A 19,781-nucleotide genomic window follows, 5' to 3' on the forward strand; every position below is an offset into this window, starting at 1 on the left:
TTAATCCTGTATTTTAAAATGCTAGTCAAACTTTAGCTACGTATGTATTAAGTTTTATTTAATACTTTAAATTATAAAAAGTTTGTTGGATAAATCAAAAAAGCTGTAATTTATAGCACAAGTATTTTACCAACGGCTACTCTGGGCTGGGATAATTGCAGCGATCGCTAATGTTCTGCTCAATAACGATTAGTCATCATTCTTGATTGTGCCAACTCCTTGGTAATTATTAAATGTGGCATTTGCCGCACCATAGATATTGACAAAAAATGTTTCGTTGGGTTCAACTTTATTATCACCTCTGACGCCAATACTAATAACTTTGCTAGTTTCGCCAGGGTTGAAAACAATTGTCCCTAAACCAAAATTATAATCCGAGTCAGATTCTTTAGCGGTACCATCACTCGTACTGTAATTTACGACTATCGGTTGATAGAATTCGTTCGAGAGAGTGACGACAAAATTAGCATTAGTTGTCATCCCTGTTGTGCCTTCTTTGACTAATACATCTGCAATGCTAATGGCTGGAGGTTGGTCATCATTTATGATAGTAGCCACTCCCAAGCTATCAGTAATCGTGGTGTTTGTAGCACCGAAAAGATTAACGGAAAATGTCTCGTTAGTTTCAGCTTTGTTATCACCTATGACACCAATAGCAATAGTTTTGGTGGTTTCGCCAGGATTGAAAACGATTGTCCCGGAAGCAGGGTTGTAATCAGAGTCAGAAACTTTAGCAGTGCCATCACTCGTGTTGTAATTTACAGTAACCTGCTGTAAACTCGCTGCGGAGAGAGTGACAATAAAGTTAGCATTAGTTGTTGTGCCTGTGTTACCTTCAGCAATTGAGACATCAGAGATAATAACAGTTGTTAGATTATCATCATCAATGATGGTAGCTACTCCTAAACTATCTGCGATCGTGCCATTTGTCGCACCTGAAAGATTAACAGAAAATGTCTCGTTGGCTTCACTTTGGTTATCGCCTATGACGCCAATATTAAGAGTTTTGCTAGTTTCACCAGGAGCGAAAATAATTGTTCCTGAATCAGAGTTGTAATCAGAGTCAGAAGTTTTCGCAGTGCCATCACTCGTGTTGTAATTTACAGTAACCTGTTGATAACTGGCATTGGAGAGAGTGACAACAAAGTTGGCATTAGTTGTTGTGCCTGTATTGCCTTCAGAGACTGAAACATCCGAGATGCTGATAGTTGGTTGGCTGTCATCGTTGATGATGGTAGCAACACCTAAATTATCTGCGATCGCGGCATTTGTTGCACCCAAAAGATTGACAGAAAATGTCTCGTCAGTTTCAAATTTGTTATCGCCTACAACACCAATGCTAAAAGTTTTACTGGTTTCGCCAGGATTGAAAGTAATCGTCCCGAAAGCCGAATTGTAATCAGAGTCAGCAGCATTAGCAGTGCCATCACTGGTATTGTAATTTACAGTAATCTGTTGAGAACTAGGGTTAGAAAGACTGATAGTGAAGTTAGCGTTAGTTGTTGCACCTGTGTTGTCTTCAGTAACAGAGATATCCGAGATGCTGATAGTTGGTTGACTATCATCGTTGAGAATAGTACCAACTCCTAAGCCATCTGCGATCGCGGCATTTGTTGCAGCCGAAAGATTGACAGAGAATGTCTCATCAGTTTCAGTTTGGTTATCGCCGACGACGCCAATACTAATAACTTTGCTCGTTTCGCCAGGATTGAAAGTAATAGTTCCAGAAACAGAGTTGTAATCAGAATCACCAATTTGAGCAGTGCCATCACTCGTGTTGTAATTTACAGTAATCTGCTGATAACTAGGATTAGAGAGACTGATCGTAAAGTTAGCATTAGTTGTTGTGCCTGTATTGCCTTCAGAAACTGAGACATCCGAGATACTGATAGTCGGTTGGTTGTCATCATCAATGATATTAGCCAATCCTAAACTATCAGTAATTGCGGCATTTGTTGCACCTAAAAGATTAACAGAAAATGTCTCGTTGGTTTCAGTTTTGTTATCACCAATGACACCAATGCTAATAACTTTGCTAGTTTCGCCAGGATTGAAAGTAATAGTTCCAGAAGCAGAGTTGTAATCAGAGTCAGCAACTTGAGCAGTGCCATCACTCGTGTTGTAATTTACAGTAACCTGCTGATAACTAGGATTGGAGAGAGTGACAATAAAGTTGGCATTAGTTGTTGTGCCTGTATTGCCTTCAGAAACTGAAACATCCGAGATGCTGATAGTTGGTTGGTTATCATCATTGATGATGGTAGCAACTGCTAAATTATCTGCGATCGTGGCATTTGTCGCACCTAAAAGATTGACAGAAAATGCCTCGTCGGTTTCAAATTTGTTATCGCCTACAACACTAATGTTAAGAGTTTTACTGGTTTCGCCAGGATTGAAAGTAATAGTTCCAGAAGCTGAATTGTAATCAGAGTCAGAAACTTGAGCAGTGCCATCACTGGTGTTGTAATTTACAGTAATCTGTTGAGAACTAGGGTTAGAAAGACTGATAGTGAAGTTAGCGTTAGTTGTTGTGCCTGTGTTGCCTTCAGCAACAGAGATATCTGAGATGCTGATAGTTGGTTGGCTATCATCGTTGATGATGTTTACTGTAGCCGAACTGTTAGTAATTGTGGAATTTGGCGCTCCAGTTATGATATTGGGGTTACTCAGAATAACAGTAATGTCTTCATTGAGTTCAAATGTATTGTCACCCAAAACATCGGTTGTAATTGTTTTTGTGGTTTCCCCAACAGCGAAGCTTAAAGTTCCAGATGTAGCAGTTCCTCCACCCGTAACTTGAATATTGTTATAGTCACTGCCAAAAGTTGCTGCACCGTTAAAAGCATAATTTACAGTACTAGCCACGCCAATACCACCACTACGAGTAACTGTGAAGGTAACAGCTTGAGTACCGCTATTACCTTCAGTTAAAGTTGAGGTAGGAGTAGAAATTGCATATTGAATCGCATCATTAGCAGCAATATTTAGAGTAGTTTCAGTTATTGTCCCTAAATCAGCACCTGTTAGCGTGCCGAAGTTGAGTACAACTGTTTCTGCATTCTCAGGTAAATCGTCTGGGTTTATAGTAAAAGTGATTAGCTGTGTTAAATTTGCGCCTGTTGCCCCAGCAGTAAAGGAGATGATAGCGGGGGAAAAAGTGTAATCGTTGCCATTAGTAGCCGTACTATTGTTTTTGACGACAATAGGAACTGTGATAGCGGTTTCAGGAGAGGCATCTAAGGTAACAGAAATAGTTACTGTAGTGGCAGTACTATCTTCTGTTGTATTGTACGTAGCAGCACCAAAGTTGACTTTTGGAAGCACATATTCAAATGCTCCAATGTCAATTCTCCCGCTTTCAATACGGTTAAAATCCGTGCCACGCTGATCCGTAGTTAAGCCACCATTGTAAGCGGAATCGCCAGCATTCCTGGCAGGACTGTTAAAGTATAGAGCATGAGTTTGTGTAGAACCACCGTAATCTCCTAGCGGTTTGAGTCCGGGATTGGGGTTAATAATATCTGTACCCGTGCCCAGAGTCCCGGATGATTTACCAGTAAGATTGCCAATCAGGTTGTAAGCATTACCATTGAAGTTGCTACCATAGACATCAGATCCTTGATTACCTGGGTCAATATTGCCAGCAATGATGCTATTGCTGATGCTTACCGTACCGCTAAATTTATAAATGCCGCCACCATTACCTTGGCCATTGTTATCACTATCGGCAGTATTTCCAAAAATAGTGCTATTGCTGACTGTGGCATTGCTGGTGTAGATGCCGCCACCATAAGTTTTAGCTGTATTGCTAGAAATAGTGCTATTGCTTATGGTTACACTAGTGCTACTGAAAATGCCGCCACCATTGCTGTTCGCAGTGTTGCCAGAAAGAGTACTATTGCTAACTGTGGCATTGGTGCTGTATATGCCTCCCCCAAGATTCGCTATGTTGTTAAAAATACTGCTATCGGTGAGTGTGGCACTATTGCTGTAAATGCCGCCGCCGTTAGTGTTTGCGGTGTTGCCAGAAAATGTACTGTTGCTGACTGTGACACTACTGGTGCTGTAAATGCCGCCGCCGCTAGTGTTGGCAGTGTTGCCAGAAAAATTACTATTACTGACTATGACACTACTGGTACTGTAGATCCCGCCACCATTTGCTCTATTTCCCCCAGTTATCTTCAACCCATCAATTGAGAGAGAGGCACTGGCATTAAAAACACGGGAAGTATTGTTACCACTGATAGTAAGTTTATTAGCCCCAGTTCCTTGAATGATGACTCCTTCAGTAACATTCAATTCTCCAGAAGTGAGGGTAATAGTGTCGGGGGTAACATCACCAAATATCCCAGTCGTATCAAAGATGATTGTCTCAATCCCTGGATCGTTATTGGCATTGATAATAGCTTGCCTCAACGAGCCAGCACCGCTGTCATTGGTGTTAGTTACTATATAGGTGGTGCCATCTACTTTGACAGATACATCGTCAATGGCTAAACCATGATCGTTGCCTGTATCATCTATGTCTTCCCAACGCAATATAATCTCTTCACCGTTAGCTATGGGGGTAGCTAGATTAAATATTACAGGAGTTATGACAGTTCGATTGGCAATTTGATTACCATTCAGGGAACCTGCGGTTGCAGTTGCAATTGGCCCGGTGAAATCTAGCGATGTGACAGGCGTCCATGTTCCTGTTTCCAAACTTGTGAGAGTTGACCCAGTTTGATAACTGAATTTCAGCTGTTGCTGCGATGTATTACTACCATTACGCCATTGCTCACCCGTATAACCTACTTGCAACTTAGTAATTGGTGAACCTGTATTGTTTTGGAGGCGCAAACCATAATAAATAGTTCCTGTAGTACCAGAAGCTACAGAACCAAGTGCTCGGTCTGTGGTCGTACCAAAACTGTACATTGCACCTGTATTATTACTGCCATTACCAGCGCTGTAATTTGTTCTTGTGGAATACCAGCCTGAAATGGTTGAATCATTAGTCCAAGTAATAGATGTTCCAGAAGCAGCTAATGTGTTGAAGTTTTGAGAGTATGTGCCAGTAAAACTAGCTGGCAAAATCGATTGGTAAGCCTGTATTACTTCAGGTTGAAATGCCAGGGAAGCCTCAATTTTTCCTGTCTTCACCTCTAAATCCCAATCGCCACCTAAAGCTGCACTTCCGGTTTTGTTATTAGAAGCGGCAACATCTGCTCCAGTAATTTGGCTAATCTGCTGTACAAATTTTATGCCTTCACCACTGGCTACATCACAGCCATAAAGTAGGATGTCAGCTTTATCTGTTAAAGCATTTGTCCACTTTTTTAACTGATTTTTGTAGCTATCCAGATTGGTAAGGTTGAAGTTGATTGACCCTAGCTGCAAACTCCCCACACTTCCGTGGGAAACAATGTGAATTGATTGAACTGAATTGGATTTACGTTTTGCTAGAAACTCGGTAATTTGTGCTAACCCGTCTCTATTGGCATCAAGAATAACAACTTCACTGCCAAGTATAATACCAGCCATTAAGCTTTGGTAATCTATAACTTTTGGATCTATAAAAACAATATTTGTGCTTGCATCTATTAATTTGATAGTAGACTTATTTATACTTTCAGAGCGATGATTTTCTGGCAGTTTTATCATAATTATTCCTTAAATATAATTTATTAGCTTTAGCTTAGTAAGATTTAGCGTGCATAACAAAATAGAAAGTGAATGACTCTGCATTCGCTTTCATTTCCAAATGAAATCGGTAATTAAACTTTTTATTTAATGAGAGAAAACCGCAATATTTTTAGTTGTTATATAAGCACGCCTTGAATAAAGTTAGCTGTTTTTTAGTCACAGCTTTTGTTTATAGCAATTTATACTAAGTCTATTGACAAAACAACTGCATTTTCACTTAAATAACGATAGATTGATTGAAATTTGAGTATATCTAGTTTTATTAACAGTTCTGGTACTACCAATCCTTTTTGAATCGCTAAACTAAAACTGTGGTCTAGGTGCGATCGCGTACTTCTAGTTTCATACAAGATAGTATGGGCAGAAACCTTGATGAAAAACTATATTTGGTAAGTAAACCTATAAATTTTGCTTGCTTACCTGCATCAAGCGGAGTACTTTAGATACTCATGTAACATAAAATTCCGCTTATGCGCCTGACTTCACTGGATGTTTTTCGCGGCATTACTATCGCTGGAATGATTCTCGTTAATATGGCGGGTGTCGCAGATGATGTATATCCTCCCTTAGCTCACGCCGATTGGCACGGCTGCACACCAACGGACTTAGTATTTCCTTTCTTTCTCTTCATTGTCGGTGTAGCGATGACTTTCTCGCTGTCAAAATACAGCGAAGGCAATAAACCAACCTCAGCTGTTTACTGGCGGATATTGCGCCGCACCGCTATTCTCTTTGCCTTGGGATTACTACTAAATGGCTTTTGGAATCAAGGTATTTGGACTTTTGATTTGAGTAGTATCCGCATTATGGGAGTGTTGCAGCGCATCAGCCTTACCTATCTGCTGGCTTCCCTAGCTGTTCTCAACCTTCCGCGCAAAGGTCAATGGATACTAGCAGCAGTGCTACTCATTGGCTACTGGCTAACGATGATGTATGTAGCAGTACCAGAGCATGGTGCAGGAGTTTTGACGCGAGCAGGTAATTTTGGCGCTTATGTTGACCGCCTGATTATTCCCAAAGCACATTTATACAAAGGTGATGGTTTCAACTTTATGGGAGACCCAGAAGGGCTTTTCAGTACTATTCCCGCGATAGTAAGCGTCCTCGCTGGCTACTTTACTGGTCAATGGATACGCAGTCAATCTGTACATTTACGTACAAGTATCGGTTTAGGATTATTCGGAGTTGGTTGCTTAATTATCGGTTGGGCATGGGGGTGGACATTCCCAATTAACAAAAAGCTGTGGACAAGTTCTTATGTAGTATTTACAACAGGTTGGGCGTTACTATTACTAGCAGCTTGTTATGAACTGATCGAAGTACGGCTGATGCGTCGCTGGAGTAAACCTTTTGAAATTATGGGCTTAAATGCGATCGCTCTTTTCGTTGCCTCGGTTTTGTTAATTAAAATTTTAGTCAAAACTACTATTGGCACCGGCAAAGACGCTCCTAGTACTTACAATTGGATTTACCAGAATTTTTTCGCATCTTGGGCGGGTGTGCTGAATGGTTCCCTGTTATTTGCCTTATTCACCGTGTTGTTGTGGTGGGCTGTTGGTTTTCTGATGTATCGGCAACGCTGGTTTCTAAAAGTGTAAAAAAGATTTTTGTTATTATTTACGTTTTAATGTTTTCAATGTTACAACAGGTGTTAAGTGATGGATTCTAACACTCTAGGAACAAAGGCAATCGCAACTTTATCAATATTATTGGCGCGTTAATCTGCGCTTTCTTTAGCAAACTTACTTAAACCCTGATATCGTTTCTAACGGCAGAAGCGTCTACAGACTTATCTGTGCGTTGAAAATTCTTATTTGTTCTAATTCACTAAATTAATCCATAGAAAAATTGTGAGGTAATCGATGCGTCGCATGAATTTTTGGGTATTTTTGCCAATTACCTTGATATTGGGCTGCTCAAATCAACTGCTACAATCTAACCCGTCTGTAGCCAACTCTAACCCAGCAGTAGTTAAACAAACTAGTCCAACTTTATTAGCAAAGGCGAGTTACCTTTCACCCTTGGAACAACAGGTAATTGTTGAAACCAATAAGGTAAGAACAAATCCTAAAGCATACCTCCCGATTCTGGAAAACTATAGAAAGCGCTTTGAGGGGAACCGGGTAAAAATTTCTAATAATACTTATCTACGAACTCAAGAAGGAGTTAAGGCAGTTGATGAAGCGATCGCATTTCTCAAATCAGCACGTCCTGTAGGAACCTTGAGTGCATCTAAGGGTATGTCTTTAGGAGCAAAAGATCACGTAAAAGACCAAGGCCCAAAAGGTGCTATAGGTCATGATGGTAGCGATGGTAGCAACCCTTTTACTCGCATCAACCGCTATGGTAAATGGCAAACAACCGCAGGTGAAAATATCAGTTATGGGCCAAACAGCGCTCAAGATATCGTTATGCAGTTAATTATTGATGATGGTGTGAGCGATCGCGGCCATCGAAAAAACATTTTTAATGGTGCTTTTAAAGTCTCTGGTGTTGCTTATGGAACTCACAAATCATATAGAACAATCTGCGTGATTGACTACGCTGGCGGATATAGGGAAAAATAATTTACGCGGGAAGGGAGTTCATATAAGCCCAAAATCCTGATGTAGAGACGCGATTTACCGCGTCTTGAAAGACCAATAATCTACACTAATAACCCTTAACCCAAGCGTATTAGGGATAACCTGGCGATTATAAATCATGGTTACACAAGCCAAGTCCGCCTGCGCTGACTCAAAGAATTTGAAACCCGCCTAAGCGGGTTTTGTCTGTGTAAACAAGAGACTTGTTGGCATTTGTCGGGAAAAGAGGAAGGTGGAGTCCCCTTTGGGGATAAGGGGCGCAGGGTGGTTTCATACGAAAAAAGAAAAATATATAAGTCTTGATTTTTCATGTATAACGATAGATTTTGACCCCTCTCCAAACCTCTCTCCGCTTCGGGGAGAGGCTTTGAAACCCATTTTTAGTTTTTCTCTCGTTGTATGAAACCACCCTGCCTTCTGGGGAAAAGGGGCGGGGGGAAAGGGAAAGGTTCTGTATTTTGCCTTTCCCCCTTAACCTTTACCCTTTTCCCACCTCTTGCAAAAAGCACAAATGCCAAGAGGTCTAAGGTTTATAACTGCCCATTGAGCTATTTTGCAGCAAACCAAGCACCATGAAAGCCATAAGGCACTCGCTGAGGAATTATCACCCGCGCTACAGGTTCAGCTGTTATATCTTGGGCATTCACTACTACTAATTCTGAAGTATCTGAACCCTCATCATGGACGAAAGTCATCAGCCAACCATCATCCTCAGCCGTTGCACCAGGACGCGGCGCAAACACAGTTTCACCGTTATAGCGCCCCTGTCCAAATTCATGTATTTGGGATTTTCCACTATTGAAGTCGTATTTGATGATACCGTCAAATAAAGGTACGGGACTGTTTGCCGCTTTGTTAGTGTAGCCATATCGGTTTTGTCGCCCCAATCGGTTTTCGTTGACGCGGGGAAATTCGGAAGCTACATCATCCAACATCTCTTCACGTACTGTCCCCGTGCTGAGGTTAAATCGCCAGCGATGCAAACGGGGAATATTGGCGTTTGGATCGGGTTGCGAATCATCAGAACTCAAAACAGTTGTAGAACTCATACGACAGGCAATTAGCACTACTTCGTCTCCCTCTTCGTAAGCGTTGAGGGTATGGAAGACGTAGCAAGCAGGACTTTCAAACCAGCGGATATTACTGTTGTCACCGTGACGTGGTATAATGCCAAAGCGACTAGGGCGATCGCGCTCAAACATCATTACAGGTTCTCCCCGTTGCGATCGCTCTAGGTTAAAAGTCAGCGGCAAATCCATGAAAATTGTGTAGTTTTCAGTGATGGCAAAATCGTGCATCATCACGCCTATTGGCAGTTCAATTGGCACCGTCCGTAACAGTTCGCCTTGTGCTGAGACGAGACTATATTGCAGATATGGTGGCGCAAACAAAGAGTAGCCAAAGAAAATCATTTCCCCTGTAACGGGGTCTACTTTGGGATGGGCTGTGAAGGCAGAAACCAGCTTGCCATTGTAGCTATATTCGCCAATGGTTTCTAATTCAGGCAGGTTGATGGCGTGAGGTTTACCTCCCTCGTTCAGCGCCAACATCTGACCAGCGTGCCACACTAAGGCAGTATTGGCAGTATTTTTGTAGCGACCGTGAGGATTATCCATTTGTGGTGGTTCTAACAACCCAGTCCAGATAGCTTTACCTGCTTCTCGTTCTTTTTTCCATCCAAAAGTCTGGACGTAGCGGTTACGATAAGTGGCTATGCCGTTGCTAATTTGCACACCATGCAACATCCCATCCCCATCAAACCAATGATATTGACCGATAGGCGTCCATTGAGGGTTAGGGCCATTCCGCACAAACATCCCTGATAGGTCAAGGGGTAATTCACCGATAACTGGCAATTTGTCGGTGGTGATTTCTTCATGAACTGGAGCAAAATTGCCATCGAGATAGGGATTGACTGCTATTGTTACCATTGTCTTGATTTCAGCGTACATTTGTACTGTACATTCTGGTTTGTCATTATGCCCACATGGTTTTGAGGGCGTTGTGGAATTTTTGCAATCGGTCTACAAATTCAATTTTTTCTCTAGCTGTTTAATTCGTTTGATTTGTAGGAGGTTCCATTTATCTTCAGAATAAGGTGTGCTATAGCAGATATCTAAGATTTATTTAGCGATCGCTAGTTGTATATAAACTTAATACAAGGACATTATCCGCTAATTTAACTGGTATAAGTTATTTATTCTAACCGTTGACTTCTGTTTTAGTTTTCTTTCAAGAGTTGCTAAAATTTTTGGACAACTATTCATGTCAGTATTTGCTAAATGCATTAGTTTATTTTTGACCAATTTACTCTTACGATCAAAGTAAATATTTAGTCTATATCTCGATAGGAATAAAACGACGATGTCTTGGGCATTGAGTCCAGCAGCATTTAAGGTACTTGCAGTTACAAAGTATCCCATCATAAACCTTGCTTTATGATGGGATAATTTATTTTTTGCAAGCCCCTAAATTGATTTGCTTCAATCGATAACGAGAAATACTCAATCCTCAGCTTTTGTTGAATATATAGCAGTGTTACCATTCAATGACACTGCTTCTGCTGGTATTTCTTGATGCCGATTTGGTTTGATAAATCGCTCTGTTATCGTTTTAATTACAATATATAAAATTGGCACTACAAACAAACTCAAGAAAGTAGCGATTAACATCCCACCAAAAACTGCTGTTCCTAAAGATTGGCGACTTCCTGCACCAGCACCTGTGGAATTAGCCAAGGGAAAAATTCCTAAAAGAGTAGCAAAAGCAGTCATCAAAATTGGACGTAACCGTTCTTGTGAAGCTTCAATTACAGCTTTAGTCATTGAAAGACCTCGATCTCGCAATTGGTTAGCAAACTCCACAATTAAAATAGCGTTTTTACTAGCTAAACCAATCAACATTACTAGACCAATTTGACAGTAAACATCATTAGAAAAACCCCGTACCGATTGAGCTACAAGCGCTCCAAAAATAGCTAAGGGAACTGATAACAGAATTATAAAGGGGTCAATGTAGTTTTCGTATTGAGCAGCTAGCACCAAAAATACAAATACCAATCCTAATCCAAAAATCAGGGGTGCTAAACCGCCAGAATCTATTTCTTCTAATGCAGTCCCTGACCATTCATAGCCATAACCTGCTGGTAAAACTTCTTTAGCAACTTGTTCCATTGCTTTAATTGCGTCTCCAGAGCTAGAGCCAGGGGCGGCGGCACCATTAATTTCAATTGAGCGGAATAGATTGTAGTGATTTATCGTTTGCGCTCCCACAGTCGGAGTAACTGTGACTAAGTTACTCAAAGGAATCATTTGATTCTTTTGAGAACGAACGTATAGTTTACCAATATCTTTTGGGTTGGAACGATACTGTTGATCTGCCTGGAGATACACCCGATAATTGCGCTGCTGGAGATTAAAATCATTGACATATTGCGATCCCAAAGCAGTTTGTAAAGTACTGAAGACATCATCTATGGAAACTTGCAATGATTTGGCTTTATTGCGGTCTACTTCCACAAGCAATTGTGGTGTATCTGCGGCAAAGGTGCTAAATACAGCTTGTAATCCTGGTGTTTGATTAGCTTTACCCAGCAACTGACCCATCGATTGGACTAGATTTTCTAAGCCACTGTTACCTCTGCGGTCTTGCAGTTGAAAAACAAAGCCGCCAAAGTTGCCTAAACCCTGAATTGCTGGGGGGTTTACAGGAAAAACTCTGGCTTCTGGGATTGCCATCAACTTCCCTTGCAAGCTGCCAATAATCGCCTTTACCGATTGATCGGGTTTTGAGCGCTCATCCCATGATTTTAAAGTGGTAAAGATGATGCCGCTATTGGCGGTGCTACCACTAAAACCAAATCCTCCGATCGCAAAAGTCCCCACGACTTCAGGAATTTTCAGAATTTCTTTTTCTACCTGTGCAATCACATCGCTGGTATATTGCAACGAAACCCCTTGCGGCCCTTGGATAATTGTGATGAAGTAACCTTCGTCTTCATCGGGTAGAAAGGCTGTCGGTACTGTGATGTACAGCCAAGCAGTCATTCCCAAGGAAACAATAAACAACCCAATGACGATACCTTTAATGCGTACTAGAAAAGTAAGCGATCGCTTATAACTATGCTGTACCCAGTCAAGAAAGCGATTCATCTGCCCAAAAATCCAACCCAGCCAGCCTGAAGGTCTTTGTCCTTGACGCAGCAACACCCCACACAAAGAAGGTATCAGAGTCAAAGCCAAAAAAGTCGAAATCGCAATGGAAAAGGCGATCGTTAGCGCAAATTGCCGATAAAGTGCGCCTGTGGTTCCCGGAAAGAACGCCACTGGTACAAATACCGCCATCAACACTAATGAAGTGGCAATCACCGCGCCAAATAGTTCCGCCATTGATTCACTAGCGGCTCGGCGAGGATTTATACCTCTATCCTGAATAAAGCGGCTGATTTGCTCTACTACAATGATCGCATCATCTACCACCATCCCTGATGCTAAAGTCAGACCAAACAAAGTCAAACTATTAATTGAAAAGTTAAAAACTTTGACGAAGCCAAATATCCCAATGAAGGAAAGCGGAATAGTAATTGCGGGAATTAAGGTAGTTCGCCAGTCTTGCAAAAACACAAAAATTACAATTACAACCAGCACCACCGATTCAATCAAGCTCTTAAGCACTTCTGCCATCGACTCTTCGACAAACATGGTTGTGTCAAAAGCTACCTGATATTTCATGCCTGGGGGAAAACTTGGAGCCAATCGCGCAATTTCGGCTTTGACTCCCTTGGCTACATCCAAGGCATTACTACCAGGAATCTGATAAATCCCTAAACCGACAGCATCGTTACCACGAAATCTTAGAAATGAACTGTAGTTTTCTGCACCCAGTTCTGCTCTACCGACATCTTTGAGCTTGACTAATGTGTTATCATCTCCAGTTTTGAGGACAATTTCTTCAAATTCTGATGGTTCTGCTAATCGGCTAGCAGCACGCACATCAAGTTGATACCTTTGTCCTTCAGGAGCAGGTTCTTGTCCAATTCTCCCTGCACCAACTTGCAAGTTTTGTTCAGATAAAGCATTCGCTACATCTTGAGTTGTTAGCCCCCGATTGGCAAGGCGAGTTGGATCTAACCACAGGCGCATTGCATAGCGGCGTTCGCCAAAAATTTGAACGTTGCTCACACCTTTGACTCTTTTTAAGGCATCTGCTAAGTAAAGGTCAGCATAGTTACTTAAGAATGTATTGTCGTACTCTTTATTTTCAGGGAATAAACCAATCGCTAAGAGGATGTTACTAGATTCTTTCGATACTCGCACTCCCGTGCGTTGCACAGAGTCTGGTAGTTGTGGCTGGGCAACAGAAACACGATTTTGCACATCCACAGCTGCAATATCTTTATCACGCGATGAATCGAAGGTGGCTGTAATGGTACTAGTACCATCGTTACTGCTGCTAGAAGTCAGATATCTTAGTCCCTCAACCCCGTTGATTTGCCTTTCTAAGATATTTGTCACTCCGCTTTCTACGACTTCTGCACTAGCTCCGCTATAGTTGGAAGTTACAGTGATTTGGGTGGGACTAATTTCTGGGAATCTGGCGATCGGTAGTGTGGGAATACTGATTAATCCTGTTAAAAGGATGACGCTCGCACATACCGACGCAAAAATTGGCCGCTTAATAAAAAAGTCAACAAACATAGTTTAAAAATTGGGCTTTGGGTATTTGGCATTAGGTATTGGGGAATGGGGAACTCGGGGCCCCCTTTGGGGATTAGGGGCAATGGGGCATTAGGCATTGAACATGAAGAAGAGACAAGAGAGACAAGTCAGAGGGGGGAGACAAGAGAGACTTGTTCAATAATTCACCCTTGTCCCCTTTGTCTCCCTACTCCCCCTGCTTCGTTCCCCTGCTCCCCTGCCTCTCCCTATGGCTTCTGACTACCCACTTCTTGCGGTGCGGGAGTGATGGGAGCGCCATTAGTTAGGTTGAGAATACCGGAAACAACAATTCTGTCTCCAGCTTTTAGTCCTTCGATAACTTGATAATTATTCCCCTCAATAACTCCCAATTTCACAGGTTTTTGTTGAGCTACTAAAGCTGGCGCTCCAGCTTTCTTTTCTGCTGGTGCTTCAGCTTTTTTTTCTGCTGGTGCTTCAGCTTTTTTTTCTGTTGGCGCTTCAGCTACAAATACAAAAGTCTCTCCACCCAAGCGAGATACTGCTGTAACTGGAATTAAGATTCCCGGACGTTCGTTCCAGATCACTTTGGTTTGCACTGATTGAAGATTAAGCAGTCGATTTCTCGAATTGCCAAAGTTGGCTTTTACCAAAACTGTCTGCGAATCGGAACTAGCATTTGGGGAGATAAAACTGATCTTACCCCTTGCTATGGGTTTGTCTTGGACATCCAGCATTTGCACAGGTAAGCCCAAGCGCAACTTTCTGGCTTCGGCTACGGGAACGGAAATATTCAGTTCTAAAGAGTCGTTTCTAGTTAGTGTAGTGAGTTGATCGGCTTTTTGCACATAATCTCCCACTTTTGCTGGAATATCACCAACAATGCCAGTGAAAGGTGCTAGAACTTTTGTGTATTGCAATTGGACTTGGGCCGCTTGAACTTGGGCAGCTGCTTGAGTTACTTGCGATCGCGCTTGGGCAATTTCTTCTGGGCGGGAACCATTTTCTAGTTGCCTTAAGTTTTGTTTTTGTTGTTCCAAAGCACCACCTAGCTCGTTGATACTCGATCTTCTGCTTTGGCGGAGTTGGTCTAGGCGTTTCTGGGCTACGACTAGAGCAGCTTCAGCGCTTTGCTGTTCTTTGACATATCCTTCTAAGGTATCTTGGGAAACTGCACCCTCTTTTCTCAATTGTGCATATCGTTTGGCGCGTGACTGTGCTAGTTCCACATCAGATTTAGCTGACTGAATTTGAGCCTCAGCCTGAGCAATTTCTTCTGGTTGCGATCCCGATTGAGCATCTCTAAAGCGAGCTTGGGCTTGAGCTAACTGCGCTCTGGCTTGGGCAATTTCTTCTTGTCGCGTACCCGCTTGAAGTTCAGCAAGCTTTGCTTGGGCTTCTTGCAGTGTGCCTCTAGCTTGTAATAGTTGAGCTTGGACATTATCACTTTGCAGACTAATAATGACTTGTCCTTGTTGAACGCGGTTGCCCTCTTGGATGAAAATCTCGGTAATTCGCCCTTCAACCTGTGGCTTAATGATTACTGAACGTGGAGCTTCTAAAGAGCCAATAAACTCCGAACTGTCTTGAACGGTTTCAGTTTTCACTGTCGCTAGCTTGACTGGAACTGCTCTAGGTTGACCGGCATTTGCCCCAGCCGCAGGTGCATTGCTAGCATTACTAGTTTGCCACCAGCGCCAACCAAAACCTACACCTGCAATTAATAAAACGATTCCTAATATCAGAGGCCAACGCCGTTTTTGAGGTGGCTTAGGCGATCGCTGTGGCAATTCTTGCGATTCTTGACTAGAATCAGTAACAGCAGGCTGTTCTATTTCAATGGGTAAGGGAGAGTCAGGGAACTCAGAATGGGACATCTTCGTTTTCTCGTCTTGTGGATTTAGACTTGGGCAATCTACTCTTCGCTAAAAATGCATTATTTTGAATAGTTTTTTAGCCCTTTTTTCTCTATGTTGGTAAAAAATATGTTTGGGTATTTGGGCGATCGCTCACGATGTCTAGCACCTAAAATGAACCAATTTTGTTCAGCACATTATGGTTGATTTGTACATTACTTAACTCCGTTCAATTTCTTAAAGTGTAATTTATAGTCTTTCGTTAGTCAGTATAAACACAGTGCTTTCTCTCTAAGCTAAAGCACGGTTCATATTGGTGCAGCTAAAGCTTCTGCCTGTAAAGCAATCGTTTTGGTAATTAAAGCAAGTTAGTAGTTGCTTTTTAGTTATGGAAATGACGAAATAAAGTTACCTCATTGACCGCAGCAACACGAGAAATTTCTCGCGTTGTCGCTGTGATTAAACCTGTCGTTGCAAATATATTGGTTGCTAATTAGATCAAGAGTGCATAAGTTTGTGCCGTACTTGATGGTAATGTTTTCTACGAGTGTTTGCAAGCGCTTGCTTGCATTATAACCACATAGCAAACGAAATTAGTATTATTTACAGATGACTTTATCCCTCTTGAGTAGTACTGAATACTGATCTTAAGGAAGAAAACAGTCTGGAGCGATGCCTTTTCTACAAGACACAACTCTTGGAGAGGCTTTGCCAACGCCTAGCTTGTTTCCCCTATGGGTTCGACGGGCTACGCCTACGCTGATTAATTCGGCTCTATTAATCATCAAGTTATCCTCACCAAGAACGACGTGCAATCAGCCAGTGTTCTCTAGATTCCTATTTTTGAGCAGTCTTAACTTCCTACAGTTAGTTCACCCGATCGGTTGATCTTTAACTCACCCGAATGGGTGATTTAATTTATTCCAATCGGGGTTTTGTTTGTGTAGCTAACGAGTGATGAATCCTCAATCCCCTTCAACCATCCACAACTGATTTCTTAGAATCGAATTTTGGTAAAATCCCCACAGTTGATTTTCGGTTGGTAACAATATGAGAAAAAAGCCACTCATAGCGATCGAGCGCTTGCTCTAAAGAATAGTTTTCTTCGGCAAATTGTCTTCCTGTGTTACCTAGCTTCGTCACTAGAGCCGGATTAGCATATAAATTACGCACCGCAGCAGCCATTGCTTGGGGCGATTCTGGTTCAACAACTATCCCACCACCACTGAGTTCGATGGCTTTAGCAGCAGTACCAGTGGCCGGAACTGAACCCACAATTGGGCGACCACTCGCCAACAAAAGCGGTATTTTTGAAGGCATATTGAACGAAATCACATTGTGCTTTTGCACAATCAGCCCAACATCAGAAGCCGCTAGCATTTCAGGTAGTTTTTCTCGCGGTTGTAACGGTAGTAGCAAAACATTATCTGCTCCCTTTGATAAACAATATTCCTGCAATCTTTGCAATGCTCTTGATTCGCCAACAATGACAAAGACAATCTCTTTGATATGACGTAAACAAACGGCTGCTTCGATTACTGTCTCTAAACCTTGCGTTAGAGCAATATTCCCTGAATAAAGTACTACAAATTTTCCATCTAATTGATGGTTAGATATCCAAGAGTTGCTCTGTTTCGGTAACGGGCGAATAAAATTTACATTTACCCAATTGGGAATACAAACGATTTTATTAACAGGTACTCCCTTATTTACTAAATTCTCACGAAACCCATCAGCGATCACACTAATAGTGTGTGCAGTCCGATATGCAAATTTCTCTAAAGCAGCAAGAGTTCGGATCATCCACTTGTTTTTTAATAGCCCGACACGCACAGCAGCTTCTGGTAAAATATCTTGCACATTTAGAACTACTGGGCAGTTGTATAACCAGCCTAATGTTGTTGCTGGCAATGTACCTAGTAGGGGCGGAACTGTTAAGATAATCACATCTGGTCGCCCACCTTTAAAAGCTTGGGGTAAGCTCGTGAAAACAAAGCTCAACTCCAATAACAGCCGATCCACTAGGTTAGGTTTAGACTTAATTCGCACGTAACTTCGCGCAATTGTAACACCATTTTTTTGTTCTGTAAGATACCATTTATTTTGATACCCATCGTAAATTTCGCGCTGAGGATAGTTGGGCATTCCCGTAATCACTCGCACTTTATGACCTCGCTTTACTAACCCTTCTGCCAATTCAGTCATTAACGGAGCAATTCCAATTGGCTCTGGATGATAGTTGTAGGAATAAATCAGAATATGCATGAACTATTTGTGAATTTTGTGAAGATAGCATGAGACGATCGAATTACTTATTAATAGCTAGTAGGGGCTGCTATTTTTATTGCTTACAGTGTTTTCTTTTGCATAAAGCATAAAGCTATAGGTTTAGAGGCAGGAAGCAGAGGTATAAACTGTTTATATCTAATTTTTATCTCTGTTTTTCCTTACCTCATTTATTTACAAATGCTGTATTTTGACTGGTTAAATTGTTTAATTAAAAAAAATGTGTTAAACATTGCTTATAATTTTTTGTAGGTTTAAAAAATAATTTTTGTCTTGCATAAAACACTTAAAAATTAAAATATGAATTTTGATAAACGGGTGAGATTATTGATAAATATAGACTTTATTTTTTGATGATTATGACAATAGTTGGTCTTTTTATTTCCGAACTAATGCCTAAATTTACACTTGGGGAATTGTAACATTATATTCAGTGTTATGCATATAACCCTCATTCCGCCTTTTAAACTGGCACATGAAGTATTTTTAACCAAGTCACCAGTATTGTATTAATTGAGGAGAATCCCACTTTTTGAGTAGTTCAAAGGCGCTGACTAAAACAGTGTTGAGTGCTGAGTAATAAATGCTGAGGTAAAAGTAAAATTAATTTCACTCATATTTTTAATGAGGTTATATGATAACCCCACTAGTTAACTGAACTAGTAGGGCTAGAATAGAGATTCAGTAAATTTGGCAAGCTCTGACTAGAAAGCCCTAATTTCTAGTAAAAGGCTTGCTTTTTCTTTAGAGTTGAAGCTATACCCAAACCAGCAAATGCTAGCAAACCCAACAAAGAAGCAGGCTCTGGGACTTTGGATACTTGAATAGAGCCAGAATTTTGGTCTAGTGTTGTTGACGTTCCCTGTTGATCGACATCCCGACGTAATTGCAAAGAGTCGCCAACCGTTCCCTGAAAGAAATATTCTCCAATTACACCCGTTCCTCCGGCGACATCAAAGGGCCCAAATAATGTCTGAGTGGAAGTATTAAAATTGAAAGCGAAGAAATTAGATTCTGATACTCCACCACTAACGGTGTTATAGGTTCCCAGAATATTTTTAGATGGGTCTAAGAAGGAGACATTTAAGGATTGTAAAAAGTTGGTGGCTCCACTACCAAGTTCTGAAATGATTGTTGGTGCTGTAGTTTCGTCGTAGCTAAATGAACCTGTTGCTGAGTAACCAGCATTACCTTGCCAATTAAAGTTTAATTCAATAGCTTGGGCTGGGTTATTAGCACTAGTAGTGATCGCAACACTGGTTGCTGCGATCGCAGTAATTTTGGCGAAAATATTTTTCATGGTCATAACTCTAAAGCTGATTGTCATGATGCATATATCAATGCATCAATCAACACTAAGCTTACGATAGAAATATATATCCGTAAATACCGCATAAAATACAAGATGTAATGTAATGAATCTATGAAGAGAAGCACTTGTTTTATAAATTTTGCATAAAATGTCAAGTCTATAGTATGTTTGACGACAAACTTCTCTGCGTCTACGCTTCTTTCTATACAATCCACCCTGGCTTAACTTCCATTCCTCATTTATCGTAAATTAAAGGGTTTGAAATCCCTGCATTTTCACGTAGTCCAGTTACTCTTTGCGTGGTGGCAAGCAGAGGGGCAGAGGTGCTTCAGGGGCAGAGGGGAAAGAACTTGTACGAATCTCTCCCCTGCTCCCCTGC

General features: G+C 41.4%; 9 protein-coding genes. 2 read left to right on the forward strand and 7 right to left on the reverse strand.

The features are described from left to right. Window positions 1-189: 189 nt before the first annotated feature. Window positions 190-5,646 carry a Calx-beta domain-containing protein gene (locus RMY32_RS20710; protein WP_322709191.1) on the reverse strand — a complete coding sequence of 1,819 codons (5,457 nt, stop codon included), beginning with the start codon at window positions 5,644-5,646 and terminating at the stop codon, window positions 190-192. Window positions 5,647-6,158: 512 nt separating this feature from the next. Between RMY32_RS20710 and RMY32_RS20715 the strand changes: the two genes are divergently transcribed. After that, window positions 6,159-7,286: an acyltransferase family protein gene (locus RMY32_RS20715; RefSeq protein WP_322709193.1), complete on the forward strand. Its 1,128-nt coding sequence runs from the start codon at window positions 6,159-6,161 to the stop codon at window positions 7,284-7,286. Window positions 7,287-7,550: 264 nt separating this feature from the next. Then, window positions 7,551-8,255 (forward strand): CAP domain-containing protein, encoded by a 705-nt coding sequence (locus RMY32_RS20720; RefSeq protein ID WP_322709194.1) that lies wholly within the window; start codon window positions 7,551-7,553, stop codon window positions 8,253-8,255. A gap of 566 nt (window positions 8,256-8,821) precedes the next feature. On the opposite strand, the gene RMY32_RS20725 is transcribed toward RMY32_RS20720, so the two are convergent. From RMY32_RS20725 to RMY32_RS20750, 6 genes are all read right to left on the reverse strand, one after another. Continuing rightward, the gene (locus RMY32_RS20725; RefSeq protein WP_322709247.1) at window positions 8,822-10,204 is read right to left on the reverse strand and encodes a carotenoid oxygenase family protein; all 1,383 of its coding nucleotides are present in this window, start codon (window positions 10,202-10,204) and stop codon (window positions 8,822-8,824) included. Between the two features lie 573 nt (window positions 10,205-10,777). Next, on the reverse strand, window positions 10,778-13,969 hold the full coding sequence (locus RMY32_RS20730; protein ID WP_322709195.1) for an efflux RND transporter permease subunit: 3,192 nt from the start codon (window positions 13,967-13,969) through the stop codon (window positions 10,778-10,780). A 227-nt stretch (window positions 13,970-14,196) separates the two neighbouring features. After that, complete coding sequence (locus tag RMY32_RS20735; RefSeq protein WP_322709196.1) at window positions 14,197-15,825, reverse strand: efflux RND transporter periplasmic adaptor subunit; 1,629 nt, start codon at window positions 15,823-15,825, stop codon at window positions 14,197-14,199. A gap of 361 nt (window positions 15,826-16,186) precedes the next feature. Beyond that, on the reverse strand, window positions 16,187-16,285 hold the full coding sequence (locus RMY32_RS20740; protein WP_409883626.1) for a hypothetical protein: 99 nt from the start codon (window positions 16,283-16,285) through the stop codon (window positions 16,187-16,189). Between the two features lie 494 nt (window positions 16,286-16,779). Then, window positions 16,780-18,069: a glycosyltransferase family 4 protein gene (locus tag RMY32_RS20745; protein WP_322709197.1), complete on the reverse strand. Its 1,290-nt coding sequence runs from the start codon at window positions 18,067-18,069 to the stop codon at window positions 16,780-16,782. Window positions 18,070-18,811: 742 nt separating this feature from the next. Further along, complete coding sequence (locus RMY32_RS20750; protein ID WP_409883591.1) at window positions 18,812-19,390, reverse strand: PEP-CTERM sorting domain-containing protein; 579 nt, start codon at window positions 19,388-19,390, stop codon at window positions 18,812-18,814. Between the last annotated feature and the right edge of the window lie 391 nt (window positions 19,391-19,781).

The organism is Nostoc sp. ChiSLP03a, from assembly GCF_034531215.2.
Taxonomy (GTDB): Bacteria; Cyanobacteriota; Cyanobacteriia; order Cyanobacteriales; family Nostocaceae; genus Nostoc.